This is a genomic window from Flavobacterium sp. GW821-FHT11G01, assembly GCF_058808175.1.
On record NZ_JBXARK010000002.1, the window covers coordinates 265,139 to 284,939 of the forward strand.

A 19,801-nucleotide genomic window follows, 5' to 3' on the forward strand; every position below is an offset into this window, starting at 1 on the left:
TAGATTAAAGAATTTCATGACGTTTAGTTTTATTCAAATTAATAAAACTAATATGAATTGAGTGTAATGTTAAGATTATGAAAACGTTAAGAGATTTAAATGTAAGTTTAAAAGGCGTCAGTCTTCCCAGCCGCAGAGTGTTAATCCATAACCTTTCGCTTGAGAAAGAGAGACCTTGGTTAATACGTGGCGGCATGCAGTTAGCCCGCGGCAATTTTCGTTATAATGGTACTTTTTTGCGCCCGTTGGACCACAGATATATACTTTGGTTTCAACAGGATGAAAAGAGGTCAGGAAAATAAATAAAAAGAGCAGGTTGTATTTCATTGGGGCGAATTATTTATTTGACAATTAATTGGTATTCATTTCCTTTTTTATCAGTTGCTTTTAGTTTTCCGTTTGCGATCCATTCGGTTTTAATTTCGAGATCTTTTATAGAATCCGAAATCAGGATTCCGGCACCAAATTTTCCTTCGACATTAATATTTCCAAAAACCGAATCACCCATGTTGTTTATTCCTTTTACATCGTAATTGTATTCATAATGGCCACATTTTCCGGTTCTATATTTGTATTGATAAAGATTATCTACATGATAAGTTTTGGCTTCTTCTGGCGTAATAATTTTGCGGTCATCTGCAGTAATTAGCTCTTTATAAAAGGTATTGATTTGTGATGGAGGCGGAGCAGAAGATTTTTCGCAGGAAACTATAACGAATAGCAAAAATGTAATTAAGTAGTTTTTTAGCATAGGCGTTGTGTATAAAATTCGATTTCGATAAAAGTAAGTCGAACAGGTGTTGTTTAAAAGCGTATTTATACGGGATTAATTACTTTATTCGGTTTCATACAAAGCAACAGTATCTAATAATTCTTTTTCAAATTGATAGATATCATCAATAGATGAAATAGAGGTTTTTGTTTCGTTTTTATTATCGTTAAAAAGACTAATGTATTTTTTACCTCCATTCAGATGAAGCCTGCAAAGAGGTTTTCGGTTATTATCGTCTAATAAAACTCCAAAATACGATTGGGTATCACGATGTACGATTCTGTTTGTTGGTAATTTTCTTCTCAAAATTGCAACGACAATACGATAGCCATCTAATTCTTCTTCAGTAGTATTAATTTTATTGTCATCTTCAACCGTTATAACTTCCTCATCTTGCTGTTTGATTGTTTCTTTGGTAAGAGCGGCATTCAATCTATCGTTAATTTTATCATTAATAAATTGATTTACTGATTTTTGAACTAAGTCTTTAAATTCGTCTACAACTTTTTCAGTAAGTCTGCCCGCATATACTTTATTAGCAAAAAGTTTTGTAAAATCATTCGTAGGATTTTCTAACTCAGCACTTATGAGTTTTTTAATTTCCTTAATGTATTTTAAAGAACTCGCATTGCTTACAATATTGTCAACATTAAAATTTGCTTTATGAAATTTTGCAATTTCACTGATCGTATTTTCTTTAAGACTTGTTATATCAAATTCCAGAAATGGTTTTTGATCCATTTTGTTTTGATCATCCAAATCAGTAAAAAACTGATAATGAATACCATTTGTTAAAAGGGCAAAACGAGTTTTGGTAACATGAAAATATCTGAATAATTGTGAATTATGCACTGTAAGTTTTTCTTTCCAGCTTTTGCACTCTACAATTATAATTGGTTCTCCATTCTGAAAGATTGCATAATCTACTTTTTCTCCTTTTTTTAAGCCAAGATCTGCCGTAAATTCAGGAACTACTTCAAGCGGATTAAAAGCATCATATCCTAAAACATGTATAAATGGTAATACAAAGGCATGTTTTGTAGATTCTTCTGTTTCAATTTTACTTTTTAGCTGATTAATTTTATCTGCTAATGATTTAAGTTGAATATTAATTTCCATTGGTTTTTAGTTTAAATTAATTATTCAAAAGTAAAACCAATCAAAATCAGTATTTTATGGAAATCCGTAATCCGAAGAAAAGATTTTAAAGAAATGCATTGATTTAAATAAAAAAAGAGGACATTATAATTCCTCTTTAAACGGGTTGCTTAGGCGTTATTATTTTTCTAAAATAAAATCCTTAATAATCTGATCCATATTAGATGGTAAATCAGCATTTTTGATTTCAAAATGTTTTATTTTCATTTCAGTAAACCACTTGGTCCAGTAAGCTTTAATAACCTTTTCTTCATAAGGATTCGTTTTGCTTGGATTTATTCCGATAACTAAAACTTCAAGATTTGATAAGTCATCATTCGCTTTTATAAAACCAAAATCCTGGTCGTGTATTTTTTTCTCCCAATCTTGGGTGTTTAAACCGTTTTTTCTAATTAATTCCGGAGTAATATAAGTTGTTCGATTTCCTTCTTTCATGATTGTACTTTCGTAGAACATATACCCATCAGTTAGTATAATAAGAATGTTTCGGTATTTATTTTCAATACATTGATCTTTAACTTTACTGTCAAAAAAACGCCATATATCTGATCCAACATATTTATTATCTTTTATAGCAGATTCATATATTTTTGATGTCTGCGAAGCATAATTTGCATTGATAGAATTTAGAAGATTCTTTGAAGCATTATTTTTATCGATATTGATTCTTAAATTTTTAGCAATAGTATTAATTTCAGGATCAAGTGGCTCCGGATTAAAAAACAACTGCATTTTATCGTCAACTTGTCTTATTCTTTTTGATTTTAAATGTTGCGTAAAAGCTTCAGAAACCGATTTTATGTAACCCAAATCTCTTTTAAAATATTCCATTGTTGGATTAGGATTTTTTTCAAGACTTATTCGATCTGATAAATCAAGCAATATGCTGAGGTTATAATTTTCTGAAATAGAACTTTTAGTTGAGTTTTCCTTTTTTTCATTCTTGGTTTCTTCTTTGCATGAAAAAAATAAAACCAACAACAATGACATTGAAATTTTAAGTAAAGTATTTCTCATCTTAATTAATTTTAGAATATATTAATTGTTGAAAATCAGGATCAACTAAATTTAATTTCACCAAATGTTCTTCGGATAAATTTTCGCAGCCCTCTAACAATTCTACCTTTTCTTTGTGTGGCAACGCTATCTCGGTATTAATTGCCTGAAACCAACCTTCTTTATATTGATGGTGGTAGTGTAGATATTCCTTAACAGGAAAAACAAAACCATCAATTTTGGATTGCAATTCTGAATTTTTTCCATTTAGCGTAATTACTTGTTGTTTAAATTCATTGATTTTAGCAATAATGTCAACTTTTACTTTATCTAAATCGATTAGTTTTTCTTTTTTGCCTCTTATAAAAGCCCTGATTTTATCAATGTTTTCAAATTCTTTCATTACAAAATCAAAAACAAGTCCCCAAATAATATAAACTACAAAACCTGCAAAGATGATCATCCAGAACTCTGCTTCGCCTAATGCAATATTTAAGTTATAAGGAGCAGAATCAGTCGTTTTATTAAACTCATATATTTTCTTTTCAATTTGATAAGCCAAAAGGGCATCAAATAAAAATGTTGTAATAAATAAGCCAATCATTCTAAAAATGTTTTTGAGCCCTTTTTCTTTTTGAACCATATGAATTACATATCCCAATCCCATAAATACAAACGGAATAGTGATTACTAAAACACCTTCAAGCCAGCTTGCCTTAAAAGAATTGGTTAACGCATCTGCATCAAAAATCGCTGCTGTTAAACTATCATTAGCAAACTCTTTAAAGAATGCCGAATAAGATGCAGAAACATAAAAAACTAATAAATACAACGTTATGGGCAGCAATAAAAACAAACCAATATAAAATTGAGCTTTTAATCCTTTTCCATCTTCAATTCCGTATTTGTCAGGATTGCGTTTTACTTCGATGATATCGCTTTTTATCTGATCAACTTCATCGTTAATATCTTGCTCTTTCTTTTCAAAAATTCCAATTGCGGCTTCAGATTTTTTGAGTTCAGTTCTGTTTTTTTCCTGCTCTTCTCTGTAAGGTTGTTTTAATCGGTCTTGTTCTAATTTTTGTTTTCGGCATTGATCTTCAAAACTCATATATAAATTTTGCAGACAGGCTTTAAGAACAATAGGCTTTCCGGTGGCTTTTACAGAAGCTGCAAAGCCGCTTTGATAGTAAGTAATTCTGATTTGCTCTCTGTCTTCTTCATTTTCTTCTAAAATTTTGAAGGGAGAATCTTCAGCTTTTTTTATGCTAAATAATTGTGTAAGTGATTTCATAACTTAAGAATTTAATTGACTAATAATTTCTTCCTTCTGTATATTTTTTTGAACACAATCAATGAGATAAGAAGAAAGTTCATTAATGTTTTCGTCCAAAAAATTAAATTTCCTGCAATACTTTTTAAGCATATTTAATTCGTCGTCGGTAATTTTTCCGTCGGCCCAAATGATTCTGGTAAAATCATATAAATACTCTATTCGAGTCGTTAATTCTTCAGGAATAATTAGCTCTGTAATAATTGGATTTAATAAAAGTTTATCCAGTTCTTCTCTTGGAATTCCTCTTTCGTCAGCGAAATGATACATCATTTGAAGTTCTAAAACATCAAATTGATCATCGGATAAGGCCATTTGATACAATCTTAAAAAATGGCTTTTTAGTTCTAGTGTTATCATGTTTTTATATTTTTATTTTAAAGATTCGCATGCGATTCCATCTCCATCAGAATCTAAGTTTTTATAACATTTTTTATTGCTGTTATAAGTTGATTGTGCTGCAGATTGTGATGAAAAGTCACCACAAGTTTTTGTTGGGCAGTTTGTGTTTGATGTATTCGATGAATTATTTGATACACCTGAAACCTCTGATGATTCTGATGACTCTGAACAAGAGATTGCTAATCCAAATGTCATTGAAATAAGCAGTAGTATCAAACATCCATTATTTTTATTTGAATAAGATCTGGATCTTGTGTTGGTGTAATGCCCCTGAACATAAGTTCCATCTTTTTTATAATATCCTTTTCTGTATCCCATGATTATAAATGTTTTAGTGTGAAAATTAAAAATGTTATGATTCCTGTAAATACAAATAATACCATGCATCCGCTATTTTGATATCGTACTCCTGGTAAACCTGTTTTTACGGAATAACCATTTTTGCTAAATGTTCCCATTTTTGTTCTTAAACTTGGAGAAATTCCAGATTTACTTAAATTTATTCCAAGTCCTCCTCCAAGTTTAATTCTTTTTTGAAATCGAAAGCCCATGATTTTTAGGTTGAGTTAATTAAAGTTTTTAATTGTTTAGAAACTTCTATTGACGCTGCCATTTCTTCCATGTCAATCGAAGTCAGGAATGTTATTTTCTTTTTTTATAGTGGTTGTTGGTACTTGAATTTTTATATTTTCCTCCTTTATGAGAGCTACCTTTTCCACTTTTGTAATGACCACTTTGGGCTTCAATACTGCCTCCCAAAACCAGGAAGAATAAACTAAACAAAACGACTAATTTTTTCATAATTTTAATTTTAAATTGATTTAACAATTCAAACTTAAACCTATTTGAAACCAGTATTTTACGGAAATCCATAATCTGTTTTTTTTACTTTCCGGAAATAAAAAAAGCCCCCGAAGGAGCTTTAAAATTGTACTGTAGTTGAGGTTAAATAATACCCATATCTTTTACGATAGAAACCAGATGAATGGTATTATTGGCCTTGAAAAAGTCTTTTAACTTTGAAAGTCTTTTTTCCATTGCGCTTTTGCTATTGGGTTTTACGCCTAAGTCTTTTAAAATTTGTATAATATCATCTTGCGGTGTACCAGAAGCCAAATGTTTTAAAACCAAAATATCAAAATCGTCTATTTCGTAGTTGTTTTTTTCCTGCAATGCAGAAGAGACTTCAGGCGAAATGAATCTTTGATCAGAAGTTGAAATAATATTGATTGCTTTTTTTAGTTCTTCGATACTGTTTAAGCCTTTAAGCACAAAAGCGTCTATTTCTGCATTATCAAAAAGCGATTTAATGCGATAACTTTTATCTTCTACAGAGTAGGCAATAATTTTAATGTCAGGTTGTAATTCACGTACTTTTTGAACCAGTTCGTCACCATTTGCAATAGTTACTTTACGATGATCTGTTTTAAAGGAAAGATCACTAATTAATAAATCGTAGGGTTCATTTTGATTAATTGCGGCACGTATTTTTAAAAACGCTTCATCGCAAAATTTAGAATGCTGAAAATTGACAATATTTAAATCTTTTAAGACTTGTTGAATTCCTAAATTCATTGCATCAAGATCTTCGGCTATTATTACTTTTTTAAACATAGGCTTTTATTTAGGCAACGTTATTTTTACTTTAAAACCTTTTTCTGGTTCAGTGTCAAAAATAATAGATCCTTTTATGGCCAGAATACGGTTTTCCATATTTTGCAGACCATTCTTATTAATTTTTTCTTTTGTACTGCCTTTACCGTCATCAACATAGTCAATAATTATCGTTTTTTGATTGCTGCCAAATTTTACAACGACTCTAGATGCATCACTATGCTTTTTCATGTTTACCATCAATTCCTGTAATATTCTGTAAACGGTGATTTTTTTTATTTCATCTACTGTTTCCCATGCCACTTTTTCGATACTATTAATAATAACATTAGTATTGCTGCTATTATATGTAGAGAGCATTTCTTTTAAATTTTGAAGATAACTAGTGCCGGTTTCAATATCATTATTTTCTCTCGAAATACCCCGAACCCGAATGTAAATTTGATTCAGTTTCTGAACCAAAGTTTCTTTTGTCGTGTCGTTTGTCAGCGGTTGTGTTTGTGTAAAAGTGATGGCATGAAAAACATCATTTGCCAGTTCATCATGAATATCTTTGGCAATTCGGGTTTCAGTATCGTAAGCTGTTTTTATTTTCTCAATCCGATTTCGGTTCCGATAATACTTTCTTGAATAAATTAAAACCAAAACAAGGCCAATGATTCCAAATACAAATAATATTCTTTGATATTTCGCTTCTTGCAGAGACAATAAATTTTCGGCTTTTTCTAAACGAAGTTTTTGATTCTCGTCTTTTTCTTTTTTAGAATCGTATTTAATCTTTGCAAATTTGTTTTTATAATTGTTCCTGATTTTAGTAATACTATCATTTAGTGTGATGTATTTTTTAGCATATTTGGTGCTTTGACTCTTAAAATTATTGGAAATCAAAAGTGATAATGCATCAAGACGTTCGTCGACAGTATTTAATTTTGTTGCCTCATTATAAGCATTCAAAGCGTATTGATTTGTTTTTTCTGCATTTGTATTGATAAAATATTCTGCTAAATGAAGATTACTCTGAAGACTGCCATAAGAGTCATCAATTTCTTTTCTTAAATCAAAACCTTCATTTATTAATAAAAGCCCTTTGTCAATTACGCCCTTTTTAAAATAAGCATAACCCAGATTATCGGTAACTCTGGCTTTAGTACTTTTTAAGGTAGGATCATCTAATATTTTTTTATTTAAAATAGATTCTAAAATGTGGATTGCCTTATCATATTTTTTCTGCTGAATATAAACGACAGCAATATTATTTAAGGGAGATTGTTTCGATATTGAATCGGTACAATCTTTAATGGCTTCTTTATAATAATAGATAGCATCATCATAAATTGCAAGTTCTTTATCAGCTATACCGAAAAAATTGTTGATAGAAGCACTGTAAACATCTTTTTTTGTAATAAAAGGCAATGCTTCAGTTAGTGTTTCTTTACTTCCATAATAATCACCATTGATTTGCTGAATAGAAGCCATTTGAATAAGATTGTAAACGACATTAGCACTATCTTTTAGAGTTTCAAATGCTATTTTCGATTTATTGAAATTATAAAAAGCACTATTAAAATTTTCTTTTTCCAGGTTTGTTATTCCTTGTTTTCGAAAACTTTTGGCTGCTTTATTTAGAGAGTTTGTACCAATGGAAGATGTTGTTTTTTCTTGGCAGGAAAAAAGAAAAAGGAAAAAAATAAAATATAAAAACGGGGATCGTAACATGAACTTTACTTTCCCCGAAATTACTAATTAAATTTATACTAAAAATAATTTAATCTATACTATAACTAATTTTATTTAGTCTTTAGTTGGTGGTGGCGGAACTTTAATTGGATCATCATCCGGGCCATCAGCATAGGATGGAGTTGCGGGATTCATTTCCTTTTTTACCTCAGTTGCAGACTTGTTATCTGATGTTTCTTCATCAGCTGTGCAAGAAAATAATGTAGTTGACAATAGCGCGCACGCTCCCAATAAATATAATGTTTTCATTTTTTTATAATTTAAATGTTGGACATGGGTATTGCTGTCCGGAACTTTTCCAGATCTTGTTAAATGGCAATACCAAATTTTGTTTGGGAAGTGAAGTGCGTAGAACAGTAAGATTTTCATCTATACTTCCCGGATAAATTCCGTCTTACGGTTTTCCGCACTTTTAATAGAACTAGTTTTGTAATTTTGTTCTAATCGCGAATCGAACAACAATTAATTCTGAGACAAAGGAAGTGTGTTTATAAGCCTGTATTGATACGGAATTCCGTGAATTCCGATATACTTTTTTTCCATCCGTCCAATTCCTGAGAGTTCCTGGAAATACCAAAAAAATAAAAAAGCCTATGTGTAACATTACCTTAGAAGATGCCTATAAAGAAGCTGTTAAAAAGAGATATGAAGAAGTAAAAGAAGGTGCAAACTCAAATTATTTAAGTTCTCCTACAAGGGCAAAACTTAGCAATTTATGTTGGGAAATATTTGCAGAACAAGATCGGCATCAGGATGACCTCAATGCATTTAACTCTTTATTAGAGTTGCCTTTTGATCTTAATACAAGGAATAAGTTTAGAACAAAGATTGATAAATTTCGACCTATTGAAACATTTTTTAAAGGAGAAACAAATCCTGCTAATATTGATTTTGTCAATGTTGCAGCAATTTTGGTAGATTTTCACCCTAGACCTTTTAATAAATTCAGGGTTAAGGCTGAAAATTTGAATGAAAAAGAAATTGACAATCCTGAGAATTTTGATCAAAAAGATAAAGGAGACAATAGCAAAGTAACATTAGGAAATGATAAAATAGAAGCTAAAGCCGAACTAATAAGTTTTTTTGTAAATACTAAGGAAAAGTCTATTCAAGGACAAAATGCAAAACTATGGTGGACTGGACTTATAATTGCATTTGTTTTTGTTTCCGGATTTGTAATCAACCATTACGTTTTTCCTAAAAATCAATGCATGCAATGGTCGCATGATCATTATGAAAAAGTAGACTGTAATTTGAAAGTAGACGGACTTTTATCAGTTAGTGGAGTAGAAGCATATGATGAAAATAAATTTTGCCTTAAAAAAATTATAGTTTACGATACTACAACCTGTTTTAAAAATGGCAAAGCAATTATTTGGTATGCTAAAACAAGTAGTGACAAAGCCGATTTTTTTAACACACACGGAAGACATCCTGAAAACGATAAGCCACTCAGACCTGTAACCCGATATATTTTAGATAAATACGCAGAAAAAAGTAATTCTAAAAAATAAAAAAACCTCCAAATTTAGTTTTGGAGGTTCTCTTAATTTACTTTTCAGATATTTTAGCTGGGCTACAGGGTAAATCAATTATGGTCTTGGTGGTGGAATAGGTGTTTGTCCGCTTTGTCCTCCGCCTGAATCTGGTGCATCAGCATATGATGGGGTAATTTCTTTTTTTACCTCAGTTGCCGATTTATCTGATGAATCATCATCAGTTGTACAAGAAAATGTAGTGATACTTAATAATATAAATACACTCAATAAAAAGAATTTTTTCATTTTGTTTTAAGGTTAAATTATTTAATGAATAAGAACTGTACTAGTGGTTTTTAACATCTTATGCTTAAAACGAAAATAGTACTTAATATGGATAATAAAGATTAATACCTCACTTTTGTAAAAAAAATATTCTTAATTATTATTTGTGTGAAAATAAAAAACCTCCAAAAAATTAATTTTGAAGGTTTCTTTATTCTATACTCTTTATTCTATTTTCTAAAAAAAATCAATTATTCGCTGTCTTATAACCAGTATCCTGTGGAAAAAGCAAACCATTCAATCGAACATCTCGCTCATAAACATCAGGGAAAAACCCGATGGCTCCTTCTTTGCTAACCCAGGCGGTGAAATACCCAATATAGATGGGAACCTTCTTTTTTAGCATACAAGGCGTTTCTTTTACTCCGCTCATAGCCGAATTAATTCTGTCAACAGGCCAGTCGGGGTAGTTTCTTAGCATTGCAATAGCGAGTTCTTTGGCTTTTTCGACATTAATACAGCCATGACTGAAAATACGTTTTTCAAAACCGAATAAGGTTTTAGAAGGTGTGTCGTGCATATAAATGTCATTTGGATTCGGAAACATAAATTTCACTAAACCTAAAGCATTCTCCGGACCCGGTTTTTGTCTTACGTTTCCGCCATTCCATTCCATGTTATGATCAGCCAGATAGTTTTTATCTTCGGCTATTTTCAATTGTAATTCATTTTTAATGATACTGCTAGGTACATACCAATACGGACTGAAAACGATACGATCAATCTGACCACTAAAGATAACTGTTTTAGTTAAGGGCGTTCCGATAAAAACATTAGAAACAACAGCATAATTTCCGTCTATCACATAATACAACCTAAAAGATGGAATATTAACCATAACATATTCACTTTGGTTTTCCAAAGTTGGAGGAATCCATCTGCAACGTTCCATATTCAGCATTATTGTTTTGATACGATCGCTTACCGGTTCGTTCATTTGATCAATAAAATCTTTTGTAATAATATAATTGGGTTTAAGCACATAACGGGCTTTGTATCTCATAATTCCGTCCATTAATTCCTGATCATAAAAATTACTTTTAGAATCTGTGGCTAAATCTCCAACTACTGCCAAACGCTGTCTTATATCTGCAATGGTTTGTGAGGTAGCATCAGGGCGCAAATCCTGAAACGGCGTATCCATTGAGATTTGGTTCCATGTTCCGTTTTTTTCAATTTCACGGTATTTTTTTAAAACCTCCTGAAGTTTATAATATTGACTAAAAAGTACATGACTATTTTCATCTAATAAATTAGGATTACTTGAAATAGAGTCCAATAAAGTCTGATACGATATTTTTTTCTTTGGTAAGTACCATTCAATTTTATCTTGCTCAGCTGCATTCATACCCTGATAAACATGTTTGGCATACAAAATATAGAGTGAACTCAATAAAATCTCAGTGTCTGATTCTGAAATCTTTTTAGTTGCCTCTTCATTAAAAACTTCGTCGATTTTATCTTTATACGGAATTCTAATCTGAACGCCTTCTTCATAAGTCGAATTTAATTTTTGATACATAAGATGCCCAAATTCATTTATATCGTTTCCGTCATACCAAATTGATTTATATGCTCTGTCTTTATAAAGGGTTGCAACATCATTTTGATAATCTTTTAATTGCGAATACTTTTTAAAAAAGGCCAGCAAAGTTGCATTGTCAATTGTAGGTCCCGCATATTTATCAAAAGAAATATTGGGAATAATAAAAGTTGTTTTCTTATTGTCAGAAAGAAGATTATCCTTTGAAAATCCGAAAGAAGAACCAATAAAGCAACAAATTAAAAAGATTGTGAGAGTAAAATTTTTCATTTTTTTTCATTTTACGTTACTACTATTTACCAAAGTCAGTGTAAAAGTGTAGGCATATAAAAAAAATGATTTGGGGAATCATATTGAATGCTATTTGCACACTCAAATTTAGACAAAAAATCTTATTATTTTTGTTTTTCTTTCACAATATTATGTGATTTAAAAGTTATTAATTGTCAAAAATAATGACGGTAATAAATTGATAATCAATTGGTTTTTTGTTTGTGGAATAAAGATTATATTTGGTTAGCCGGATTTATTAACCTAAATAAGAAAGAACAATGATTCATGTAAGTTTTTTTGAGATTTTAGGAATGTTTATTATTCCTTTCTGCAGTATTTTGATCCCTATTCTTATTGGTCAGTCTTATGGTTTATTTATAAAGAATAAATCCGGAAAAATAAGTGATTCTCCCATAGGATCAGTAGTTGGAGCAGCACTTGGACTTTTGGCTTTTATGCTGGCTTTCACGTTTCAAATTGTAGACAACAGATACAATAGCAGAAAAGAACTTTTGCTGGATGAGGTTACTGAAATAAGAACCACTTACTTGCAATCTGGTTTAATACCAGAACCTTATCGGTCTTCTTCCAGAAAACTTTTAATAGAATATACTGATTTACGAGCCACTTTAGTAAATGATACTTCACTTGAAAATGTCCAAAGATTGAAAGTTAGGTCACAATCGATTCTCGATTCACTTTGGAATTATTCCGAAGCACTGGCTGCACAGGATCGTAGTTCTGAGGCCTATTCTTTGTACATAACCTCTGTAAATAGCCTGTTTGACACCTATAATAAACGGGTAACGCTAACATTTGAGTATAGGATACCCGTTGCAATTTTATGGGTGCTGTTTATAATCTCTTGGTTTTCAATGTTGCTATTGGGCTATCAATTCGGAATTACCGGAAAAAAGAACAATAGGCTGGCCGTTTTTATCTCTATTATTTTTGCTTCGGTCATGTTTTTAATTTTAGCATTAGACCGTCCGGAAACCAGAATTATGCAATTAAACCAAGCGCCTTTGCTTACACTACAAAAGCAGCTTCATAACAAAAAATAATTTTATATTTATTGAATCAAAAGGGTTTTAGTCAAAATAGTGCTGCTCGATTTATTAGGTTCATCAGGTTGATGGCCGCCAATCGCAATTTTAATTTCACCATTGTATTGTTGGGAAATACCTTCCTCAGTAATATGCGATAAATCTTCTGGAGAAAGTGTAAAAGTTATCGTTTTGCTTTCTCCTGCTTTAAGACTGATGCGTTCAAATCCTTTTAGGGTTTTCAAAGGTGCTTTTATAGATGAATTTTGATTGATAACATACAATTGCGCTACTTCTTCTCCAGCCATTTTACCAGTATTGGTGATGCGTACAGAAACTGAAACGTTTTTTCCTTTATTAATTTTTGATGGCATTTTTAGTTCATCATATTTAAACGAAGTATAACTCAGACCATATCCAAAACCATAAAGTGGCGTTCCTTGAAAATAACGGTAGGTTCTGTTATTCATTTTATAATCTACAAATTCAGGTAAATCTGAATCGCCTTTGTAAAATGTAATAGGTAATCTTCCAGCCGGATTATAATCTCCAAAAAGAATATCCGCAACTGCAGTTCCGGCTGCTTGTCCTCCGTACCACGCATTTACAATTGCAGGAATATTTTGAGCTTCCCACGGAATAGCAATTGCGCTTCCTGTCATCATCACGAAAACAACTGGTTTTCCACTCGTTTTTAGCGCTTTCATTAAATCGGTTTGTACGGCTGGCAATAAAATCGAAGTACGATCTCCGCCTTTAAAACCCGGAAAATTCACTTTCATTTCTTCGCCTTCCAATTGTGGAGAAATTCCGCCTGCGAAAACAAAGGCATCAACATCTTTTAAGCGATTAACAAGAGCTGTAAAATCGGTTTTTTTATAATTTCCTGTGTTCAGGGCAACATTACCTTTTCCTTCGCCTTGCCAATATTCCACAATTAAATTATAAACCGTTCCTTTTATTGTTTTCAATTCAAAAGTTTGTCCGCCCCATCTGTTTTTTGTCCAGGCGTTTAGTTCCTCTTTACCGTTTACAATAAAACGGTAACCATCGTCTGCAGTAAGTTCAAAAGTAATGCTTCCGTTTTCAGTTGCCGTAAAGTTTGTTGTGTATCGGGCAGAAAAATTATTGGCTTTAATATTTTGAACAACAGCTTGTCCTTCCTGCCAAAAATGATTTAATTCGGTTTCGGTTTGTGTAATTTCCGGTTTCCCCGAAAGGTCCTTGTTGTTGTAATATTCAGCCTTGAAACCTTGTTTTCCTTCAAAATTATATTGATTTTTTACATCAGTATACACTAATAAAGTGTCATTTGTAAAATTGATGGCTTTCTCATAAATCACTTCGGTATTGGCACCTAATTTGTCTTTAATTCCTTGTAAAACGGTTGTTAGTTTTGATGGTGTTCCGTTGTAATTGCCCAAAATAGAAATCGAATTATCAGCGTTTGGACCCAAAACAGCTATCTTTTTTATCTTTTTGTTCAGTGGCAAAGTATTGTTTTCATTTTTAAGTAAAACCATCGATTGATGCGCCATTTTTAAAGCATGTTCCTGATGTGCTGTACTTTCTAATACAGAAGCTGGTGTTTGAGCATATTTCACCATTTCGACAGGATCAAACATTCCTAATCTGAAACGGATCATATAAAGACGTTTTACCGAAATATCAATTTGTGATTCAGGTATTTTACCTGTTTTTACTGCTTGTACCAAAGCTTTGTAGGCGTCTGTTCCACAATCAATATCTGTTCCGTGAAAAACAGCGTCGGCCGAAGCAGATGCTGCATCAGGATGTGTTTTATGGTTTTTGAAGAAATCGTCAATTGCCCAACAATCTGAAGTTACGTAACCATCAAATTTCCATTGATTGCGCAAAATATCGGTCATCAAAATATCGCTGGCACAACAAGGCTGTGTCCTGAAAGCATTGTAGGCACACATTACGCCCGCAACTTTAGATTCGGTTACCAATTTTTTAAACGCAGGCAAGTAAGTATCCCAAAGTTCATAAGGTGTTACATCAACATCAAAAGTATGACGCAATGGTTCAGGGCCGCTGTGAACAGCATAATGTTTTGCACAAGCAGCCGCTTTTAGGTATTTTGGATCATCTCCCTGAAGTCCCTTAACAAAGAAGTCTCCTAAAGTGGCAGTCAAAAACGGATCTTCGCCATAGGTTTCCTGTCCGCGTCCCCAGCGAGGATCACGAAAAATATTAATATTTGGTGTCCAATAGGTGAGTCCAAGATAACGTTCGTTTGTTCGGCCTGATTCAACGGCTTTATTGTAAATCGCTCTTCCTTCTAAAGCCGAATAATCAGCCATTTTAAAAAGCGAATTTTTATCAAAAGTAGCTGCCATGGCAATAGCCTGCGGATATACAGTGGTTTTAAAAGGAGTTCTTGCAACGCCATGAAGCGTTTCATTCCACCAGTCATAAGCCGGAATGTCTAATCTTGAAATTGCCGGAGATGAATTCAGCATTTGCGAAACTTTTTCTTCCAAAGTCAAGCGGCTTACAAGATCGTTTACCCTTGTTTCAAAACTTAAAGTTGTATTCTGAAAAGGAAATTTTTCTTTTTTATCCTGTGCATTAGAATAAATAGAAAGAAATGAAAATAGTATGATTTGATAAAGAGCGATTGATTTTTTCATAGGACATTTTTTTTAGATCCATTTTAGGGTACTTTTTAAAGCGTATAGATACTTAGTTAAGCTACTGAAAAATGAAGTGCATTTTTATTGTAAAACTTTATTGCAACCGATTGTGTAAAGAAAGAAAAAATAATTTAATTTTACCGAAAAATTATCAGGAATTTATTTTTCAGAAATACGGTGCATATGTATTTATGCAAATTTTAGTATTGATTTAAAATGAAAAATTCCCATTGTTTTATTTATTATATTTTTATGGAAGAAAGTAAAGATGTTACCATTTATGATATTGCTGAGAGAATGAATCTTGCAACTTCGACCATTTCACGCGCTTTAAAAGATCATCATACAATTAGTGATAAAACTATAAAAAAAGTAAAAAAAGTGGCTGAAGAAATGGGTTTTCGTCCCAATATTTTAGCGGCTGGATTACGTGGCAATTCGACCAGGATAATTGGCGTTTTAGTATCGAGAATTAACCGACCTTTTATTTCCTCGCTTATCAGCGGTATTGAAGAAATTGCCCAAAAAGCAGGTTATAGCGTTATGATTACGCAAAGTCATGATTCTTATGAAGATGAGGTCAATTTATCAAAAGCACTTTATGACAGCCGCGTTTGTGGTATTATTTGTTCATTGGCAATGGCTACAAGGGATACCGATCATTTTCAGAAGTTTATAGATAAAAATATTCCGTTGGTGTTTGTAGACAGGGTGCCTAAAGATTTTAATACGTATCGTGTTATGATCGACAATTATTCTGCCGGTTATAAAGCAACAAAACATTTGATCGAGCAGGGTTGTACAAGAATTGCACATATTACGGGTTCGCAATACCGAAATACCTATAGCGAACGAAAAAGAGGTTATGTAGATGCTTTGCTGGAAGCTAATCTAACTATTGATGAGGATCTTATTATTGAAACAACTTTAACTTATGAAGAAGGAGAAATGGCAAGTACGACTTTATATGATTTGCCAAATCCGCCGGATGGGATTTTTGTGGTGAATGATACGGCAGCGGTTGGCGCTATTCAAATTGCTAAAAAACGAGGTTTGAAAATCCCTGAAGATATTGCGATAATTGGTTTTAATGACGATCCAATTGCTTCTATTATTGATCCTGGTTTAACTACTATTTCGCATCCTGCAGTCAAGATGGGACAGACATCGGCTAAGAAAATATTGAACCATTTAAAGTCGGCCAAAAAGAGTCCGGAAGCTCCCAAAAAAGATAATATTACGGAGGTCACTTTTTTAAATACCGAAGTTTTAGTTCGTGCTTCTTCTAACAGAGGAAAATAATTTCTTTTACTATAATTGAGAATTTTCCTGTCAGTCATTGCCTTTTTTTAACAAAACAATTGGTGTTGTGTGAAAAATTTTGCGCCAAAATTTTTTTCTTAAAACACAATACTATATTTTTACGCAACCGATTGCAACGTTTTAAATTTAATCAATCAAAAAATAGCTGATGCGACATTCAAAGAAACATTTATTTATACTTCCCATTTTTCTGCTTTTGTTTTCATTTAAAACAATGGCCCAGAAAGATTATAAATTATGGCTTCAATATGATAAGAAAACAAATGCTGAATTGGTTTCAAAATATTTGTCTGATGTTCAGGGAATCGTTTCTTTAGGGAATTCAGAAACTTCAAAAATTGCTTCAAAAGAATTAGAAGTTGGATTAAGTGAAATGTTTGGAAAAACAATCAGCATTGAATCCAAAATTGAGGGAGATAAAAATATCATTATTGGTTCTAAAGAATTACTAAGTTCAGAAATTCAAAAAGAAATAGGAAATTTTGATCAGATCAATGATGAAGGTTTTATCATTAAATCGATTTCAATAAAAAATAAAAATCAGATTGTCATTACCGGTAAAAAAGATGTTGGCGTTTTATATGGTGTTTATAGTTTTTTACGATTGATTCAAACTAATAAAACCATTAAAAGTCTTACTATAATTGATTCGCCAAAAACAAATATCAGAATTTTAAATCATTGGGATAATTTAGACCGCACTGTAGAACGTGGTTATGCAGGTTTCTCTTTATGGAACTGGCAAAAACTGCCTGATTTTATCGATCAGCGTTACATTGATTATGCCAGAGCAAATGCGTCAATCGGAATTAACGGAACGGTTTTGACTAATGTAAATGCGAACGCGTTAATCTTAACACCTCAATATTTAGAAAAAGTCGAAGCTTTGGCTAATGTGTTCAGACCTTACGGAATAAAAGTTTATTTAACAGCGCGTTTTTCGGCTCCAATTGAAATTGGAGGCTTAAAAACAGCTGATCCAAAAGATGCAGATGTATCCAATTGGTGGAAAAATAAAGCCAAAGAAATTTATAAAAGAATCCCGGATTTTGGAGGATTTCTGGTAAAAGCAAATTCAGAAGGTCAGCCTGGTCCTCAAAATTATGGAAGAGATCATGTCGACGGAGCTAATATGCTGGCTGATGCTGTTGCACCTTTTGGAGGTGTAATTATGTGGCGTGCTTTTGTATATTCAGAACATGATGCCAATGACAGAGCAAAACAAGCTTACGCCGAATTTGTGCCTTATGATGGAAAATTCAAAGACAATGTAATCGTTCAGGTAAAAAACGGTGCAATTGATTTTCAGCCTCGTGAACCTTTTCATCCGATGTTTGGTGCAATGCCAAAAACACCTTTAATGATGGAATTTCAAATCACACAGGAATACTTAGGCTTTAGTACACATTTGGTTTTTCTCCCAAAATTATTTCAGGAAGTTTTAGAATCGGATACGTATCAAAAAGGAAAAGGTACAACGGTTGCAAAAGTTATTGATGGTAGTTTAACTAAAACAAAACTAACTGGAATTGCCGGAGTTTCGAACATAGGGAATGATTTAAACTGGACCGGACATCCTTTTGCGCAGGCGAATTGGTACGGCTTTGGAAGACTGGCATGGAATCCGGATTTAGATTCAGAAGTTATTGCCGATGAATGGCTGAAATGTACTTTTTCTAACGATGAAAATTTCATCAATCCCGTTAAAAAGATGATGATAGAATCGCGTGAAGCAGTTGTGAATTATATGACGCCACTTGGTTTGCATCATATTATGGATACCGGCCATCATTACGGTCCGGGTCCGTGGGTTTCTAATTTATCGCGACCAGAATGGAATCCGGTATATTATCATAAAGCAGATAAAAACGGAATTGGTTTTGACCGTTCGAAAACCGGAACAAATGCCACAGCACAATATGCTGCTGAAGTGGAGAAAATTTTTGATAATTTAGAAACCTGTCCGGAGAAAGATTTATTATGGTTTCATCATGTTTCCTGGGATTATAAATTGAAAAATGGACAAACACTTTGGAATGGTTTGGCGTTAAAATATCAGGAAGGCGTAAATCAGGTAAAAGACATGCAGAATATTTGGAATAAAACAGAGAAATTTGTTGATGCAGAACGTTTCAAAGAAGTACAAATGTTATTAGAAATTCAATATAAAGAAGCAAAATGGTGGAGAGATGCGTGTTTACTTTATTTTCAACAATATTCGGGTAAAGAATTACCAGTTGGAGTAGAGAAACCAACACAGTCTTTAGACTATTTTCAATCATTAAAATTCCCTTTTGCACCGGGAAATTAAATATTCAAATTAAAAAATATGAGCACAAAGACAGCAATTGTAACCGGAGGAAATTCGGGTTTAGGTTTTGCAACAGCAAAGAAATTATGTGATAACGGAATCAAAACCTATATAATTGGAAGATCAAAAGAGAAAACAGAAGAAGCGTGTAAAGAAATCGGATCCAATGCAATTCCGGTTATTTATGATCTAAATGATCTTGCAGGAATTCCGGCTATGATTGAGAATTTAATCAAAGAAAATCCGATTGATATTTTAGTAAATAACGCGGGAATCAATCTTAAAAAAGAGTTTTTAGACGTTACAGATGAAGATTTTTTATCTGTAATTCATACCAATCTTTTAAGTGTTTTTGCAGTAAGCAAAGCTGTTGTAAAAAACATGAAAGAAAATGGAACAGGAAGCATTATCAACATCAGTTCGATGGCATCGCAATATGGTATTCCGAAGGTAATTGCGTATTCAGCTAGTAAAGGCGCGATTGAATCGATGACCAGAGCAATGGCAGTAGAATTGGCTCCGTTCGGAGTTCGTGTAAATTGCATCGCTCCGGGATTTATTAAAACAAAAATGTCTTCGACGGCGCTTGATAATGATCCGGAAAGAAAAAATAAAGTACTCGGAAGAACACCAATGGGATTCTTAGGAGAACCTTCGGACATTGCAGATGCCGTTTATTATTTCGCTTTAAGCGAATCAAAATATACAACCGGAACCGTTTTGCCAGTTGATGGCGGAAACAGTATTGGTTTTTAATTGTGAAAAATGCCACGAAGGCGCTAAGTCACAAAGTTTCATTTTAAAAACTTT

19 protein-coding genes are annotated in these 19,801 nt (G+C 32.5%); 5 read left to right on the forward strand and 14 right to left on the reverse strand.

Features of this window, described 5'->3' with window-relative positions; genetic code table 11:
• Positions 1–340: 340 nt before the first annotated feature.
• The 11 genes from AC1RRN_RS04985 to AC1RRN_RS05035 form a co-directional block, all read right to left on the reverse strand.
• On the reverse strand, positions 341–751 hold the full coding sequence (locus AC1RRN_RS04985; protein WP_492966245.1) for a hypothetical protein: 411 nt from the start codon (positions 749–751) through the stop codon (positions 341–343).
• A gap of 84 nt (positions 752–835) precedes the next feature.
• Positions 836–1,891 (reverse strand): type I restriction endonuclease, encoded by a 1,056-nt coding sequence (locus AC1RRN_RS04990; protein ID WP_492966246.1) that lies wholly within the window; start codon positions 1,889–1,891, stop codon positions 836–838.
• Between the two features lie 159 nt (positions 1,892–2,050).
• The gene (locus AC1RRN_RS04995) at positions 2,051–2,947 is read right to left on the reverse strand and encodes a hypothetical protein (protein WP_492966247.1); all 897 of its coding nucleotides are present in this window, start codon (positions 2,945–2,947) and stop codon (positions 2,051–2,053) included.
• Position 2,948: 1 nt separating this feature from the next.
• Positions 2,949–4,220 (reverse strand): ABC transporter permease, encoded by a 1,272-nt coding sequence (locus AC1RRN_RS05000; RefSeq protein ID WP_492966248.1) that lies wholly within the window; start codon positions 4,218–4,220, stop codon positions 2,949–2,951.
• A 3-nt stretch (positions 4,221–4,223) separates the two neighbouring features.
• Positions 4,224–4,619 carry a hypothetical protein gene (locus AC1RRN_RS05005; protein WP_492966249.1) on the reverse strand — a complete coding sequence of 132 codons (396 nt, stop codon included), beginning with the start codon at positions 4,617–4,619 and terminating at the stop codon, positions 4,224–4,226.
• 12 nt (positions 4,620–4,631) lie between these two features.
• Positions 4,632–4,979, reverse strand: a complete 348-nt coding sequence (locus AC1RRN_RS05010; RefSeq protein ID WP_492966250.1) for an excalibur calcium-binding domain-containing protein — start codon at positions 4,977–4,979, stop codon at positions 4,632–4,634.
• 2 nt (positions 4,980–4,981) lie between these two features.
• Positions 4,982–5,212 (reverse strand): DUF4236 domain-containing protein, encoded by a 231-nt coding sequence (locus AC1RRN_RS05015; protein WP_492966251.1) that lies wholly within the window; start codon positions 5,210–5,212, stop codon positions 4,982–4,984.
• A gap of 91 nt (positions 5,213–5,303) precedes the next feature.
• The gene (locus AC1RRN_RS05020) at positions 5,304–5,462 is read right to left on the reverse strand and encodes a hypothetical protein (protein WP_156062672.1); all 159 of its coding nucleotides are present in this window, start codon (positions 5,460–5,462) and stop codon (positions 5,304–5,306) included.
• 144 nt (positions 5,463–5,606) lie between these two features.
• A complete protein-coding gene (locus tag AC1RRN_RS05025; protein WP_492966252.1) occupies positions 5,607–6,275 on the reverse strand; it encodes a response regulator transcription factor in 669 nt (222 codons plus the stop codon).
• A 6-nt stretch (positions 6,276–6,281) separates the two neighbouring features.
• The gene (locus AC1RRN_RS05030) at positions 6,282–7,751 is read right to left on the reverse strand and encodes a tetratricopeptide repeat-containing sensor histidine kinase (RefSeq protein WP_492966253.1); all 1,470 of its coding nucleotides are present in this window, start codon (positions 7,749–7,751) and stop codon (positions 6,282–6,284) included.
• 315 nt (positions 7,752–8,066) lie between these two features.
• Entirely contained in the window at positions 8,067–8,261 is a 195-nt protein-coding gene (locus tag AC1RRN_RS05035) for a hypothetical protein (RefSeq protein WP_492966254.1), read from the reverse strand.
• Positions 8,262–8,605: 344 nt separating this feature from the next.
• Here AC1RRN_RS05035 and AC1RRN_RS05040 point away from each other — a divergent pair, with 344 nt between their 5' ends.
• The gene (locus AC1RRN_RS05040) at positions 8,606–9,526 is read left to right on the forward strand and encodes a hypothetical protein (protein ID WP_492966255.1); all 921 of its coding nucleotides are present in this window, start codon (positions 8,606–8,608) and stop codon (positions 9,524–9,526) included.
• A 78-nt stretch (positions 9,527–9,604) separates the two neighbouring features.
• Here the strand turns inward: AC1RRN_RS05040 and AC1RRN_RS05045 are convergent, their stop codons facing one another.
• Both AC1RRN_RS05045 and AC1RRN_RS05050 read right to left on the reverse strand, forming a co-directional pair.
• The gene (locus tag AC1RRN_RS05045) at positions 9,605–9,796 is read right to left on the reverse strand and encodes a hypothetical protein (RefSeq protein WP_492966256.1); all 192 of its coding nucleotides are present in this window, start codon (positions 9,794–9,796) and stop codon (positions 9,605–9,607) included.
• A 226-nt stretch (positions 9,797–10,022) separates the two neighbouring features.
• Entirely contained in the window at positions 10,023–11,648 is a 1,626-nt protein-coding gene (locus AC1RRN_RS05050) for a L,D-transpeptidase family protein (RefSeq protein ID WP_492966257.1), read from the reverse strand.
• Positions 11,649–11,929: 281 nt separating this feature from the next.
• On the opposite strand from AC1RRN_RS05050, the gene AC1RRN_RS05055 reads away from it, so the two are divergent.
• Positions 11,930–12,715 (forward strand): bestrophin-like domain, encoded by a 786-nt coding sequence (locus tag AC1RRN_RS05055; protein ID WP_492966258.1) that lies wholly within the window; start codon positions 11,930–11,932, stop codon positions 12,713–12,715.
• 8 nt (positions 12,716–12,723) lie between these two features.
• On the opposite strand, the gene AC1RRN_RS05060 is transcribed toward AC1RRN_RS05055, so the two are convergent.
• The gene (locus tag AC1RRN_RS05060; protein ID WP_492966259.1) at positions 12,724–15,354 is read right to left on the reverse strand and encodes a glycoside hydrolase family 3 C-terminal domain-containing protein; all 2,631 of its coding nucleotides are present in this window, start codon (positions 15,352–15,354) and stop codon (positions 12,724–12,726) included.
• A gap of 219 nt (positions 15,355–15,573) precedes the next feature.
• Here AC1RRN_RS05060 and AC1RRN_RS05065 point away from each other — a divergent pair, with 219 nt between their 5' ends.
• The 3 genes from AC1RRN_RS05065 to AC1RRN_RS05075 all read left to right on the forward strand — a co-directional run bounded on the left by AC1RRN_RS05065 (position 15,574) and on the right by AC1RRN_RS05075 (position 19,747).
• A complete protein-coding gene (locus AC1RRN_RS05065) occupies positions 15,574–16,659 on the forward strand; it encodes a LacI family DNA-binding transcriptional regulator (protein ID WP_492966260.1) in 1,086 nt (361 codons plus the stop codon).
• Positions 16,660–16,894: 235 nt separating this feature from the next.
• Positions 16,895–18,991 carry an alpha-glucuronidase family glycosyl hydrolase gene (locus AC1RRN_RS05070; RefSeq protein ID WP_492966261.1) on the forward strand — a complete coding sequence of 699 codons (2,097 nt, stop codon included), beginning with the start codon at positions 16,895–16,897 and terminating at the stop codon, positions 18,989–18,991.
• Positions 18,992–19,009: 18 nt separating this feature from the next.
• The gene (locus AC1RRN_RS05075; RefSeq protein ID WP_492966262.1) at positions 19,010–19,747 is read left to right on the forward strand and encodes an SDR family NAD(P)-dependent oxidoreductase; all 738 of its coding nucleotides are present in this window, start codon (positions 19,010–19,012) and stop codon (positions 19,745–19,747) included.
• Positions 19,748–19,801: the final 54 nt, after the last annotated feature.

Coding starts and splice junctions, on each gene's coding strand:
- AC1RRN_RS04985 (WP_492966245.1), bottom strand. CDS start 751: ATGCTAAAAAACTACTTAATTACATTTTTGCTATTCGTTATAGTTTCC.
- AC1RRN_RS04990 (WP_492966246.1), bottom strand. CDS start 1,891: ATGGAAATTAATATTCAACTTAAATCATTAGCAGATAAAATTAATCAG.
- AC1RRN_RS04995 (WP_492966247.1), bottom strand. CDS start 2,947: ATGAGAAATACTTTACTTAAAATTTCAATGTCATTGTTGTTGGTTTTA.
- AC1RRN_RS05000 (WP_492966248.1), bottom strand. CDS start 4,220: ATGAAATCACTTACACAATTATTTAGCATAAAAAAAGCTGAAGATTCT.
- AC1RRN_RS05005 (WP_492966249.1), bottom strand. CDS start 4,619: ATGATAACACTAGAACTAAAAAGCCATTTTTTAAGATTGTATCAAATG.
- AC1RRN_RS05010 (WP_492966250.1), bottom strand. CDS start 4,979: ATGGGATACAGAAAAGGATATTATAAAAAAGATGGAACTTATGTTCAG.
- AC1RRN_RS05015 (WP_492966251.1), bottom strand. CDS start 5,212: ATGGGCTTTCGATTTCAAAAAAGAATTAAACTTGGAGGAGGACTTGGA.
- AC1RRN_RS05020 (WP_156062672.1), bottom strand. CDS start 5,462: ATGAAAAAATTAGTCGTTTTGTTTAGTTTATTCTTCCTGGTTTTGGGA.
- AC1RRN_RS05025 (WP_492966252.1), bottom strand. CDS start 6,275: ATGTTTAAAAAAGTAATAATAGCCGAAGATCTTGATGCAATGAATTTA.
- AC1RRN_RS05030 (WP_492966253.1), bottom strand. CDS start 7,751: ATGGCTTCTATTCAGCAAATCAATGGTGATTATTATGGAAGTAAAGAA.
- AC1RRN_RS05035 (WP_492966254.1), bottom strand. CDS start 8,261: ATGAAAACATTATATTTATTGGGAGCGTGCGCGCTATTGTCAACTACA.
- AC1RRN_RS05040 (WP_492966255.1), top strand. CDS start 8,606: ATGTGTAACATTACCTTAGAAGATGCCTATAAAGAAGCTGTTAAAAAG.
- AC1RRN_RS05045 (WP_492966256.1), bottom strand. CDS start 9,796: ATGAAAAAATTCTTTTTATTGAGTGTATTTATATTATTAAGTATCACT.
- AC1RRN_RS05050 (WP_492966257.1), bottom strand. CDS start 11,648: ATGAAAAATTTTACTCTCACAATCTTTTTAATTTGTTGCTTTATTGGT.
- AC1RRN_RS05055 (WP_492966258.1), top strand. CDS start 11,930: ATGATTCATGTAAGTTTTTTTGAGATTTTAGGAATGTTTATTATTCCT.
- AC1RRN_RS05060 (WP_492966259.1), bottom strand. CDS start 15,354: ATGAAAAAATCAATCGCTCTTTATCAAATCATACTATTTTCATTTCTT.
- AC1RRN_RS05065 (WP_492966260.1), top strand. CDS start 15,574: ATGAAAAATTCCCATTGTTTTATTTATTATATTTTTATGGAAGAAAGT.
- AC1RRN_RS05070 (WP_492966261.1), top strand. CDS start 16,895: ATGGCCCAGAAAGATTATAAATTATGGCTTCAATATGATAAGAAAACA.
- AC1RRN_RS05075 (WP_492966262.1), top strand. CDS start 19,010: ATGAGCACAAAGACAGCAATTGTAACCGGAGGAAATTCGGGTTTAGGT.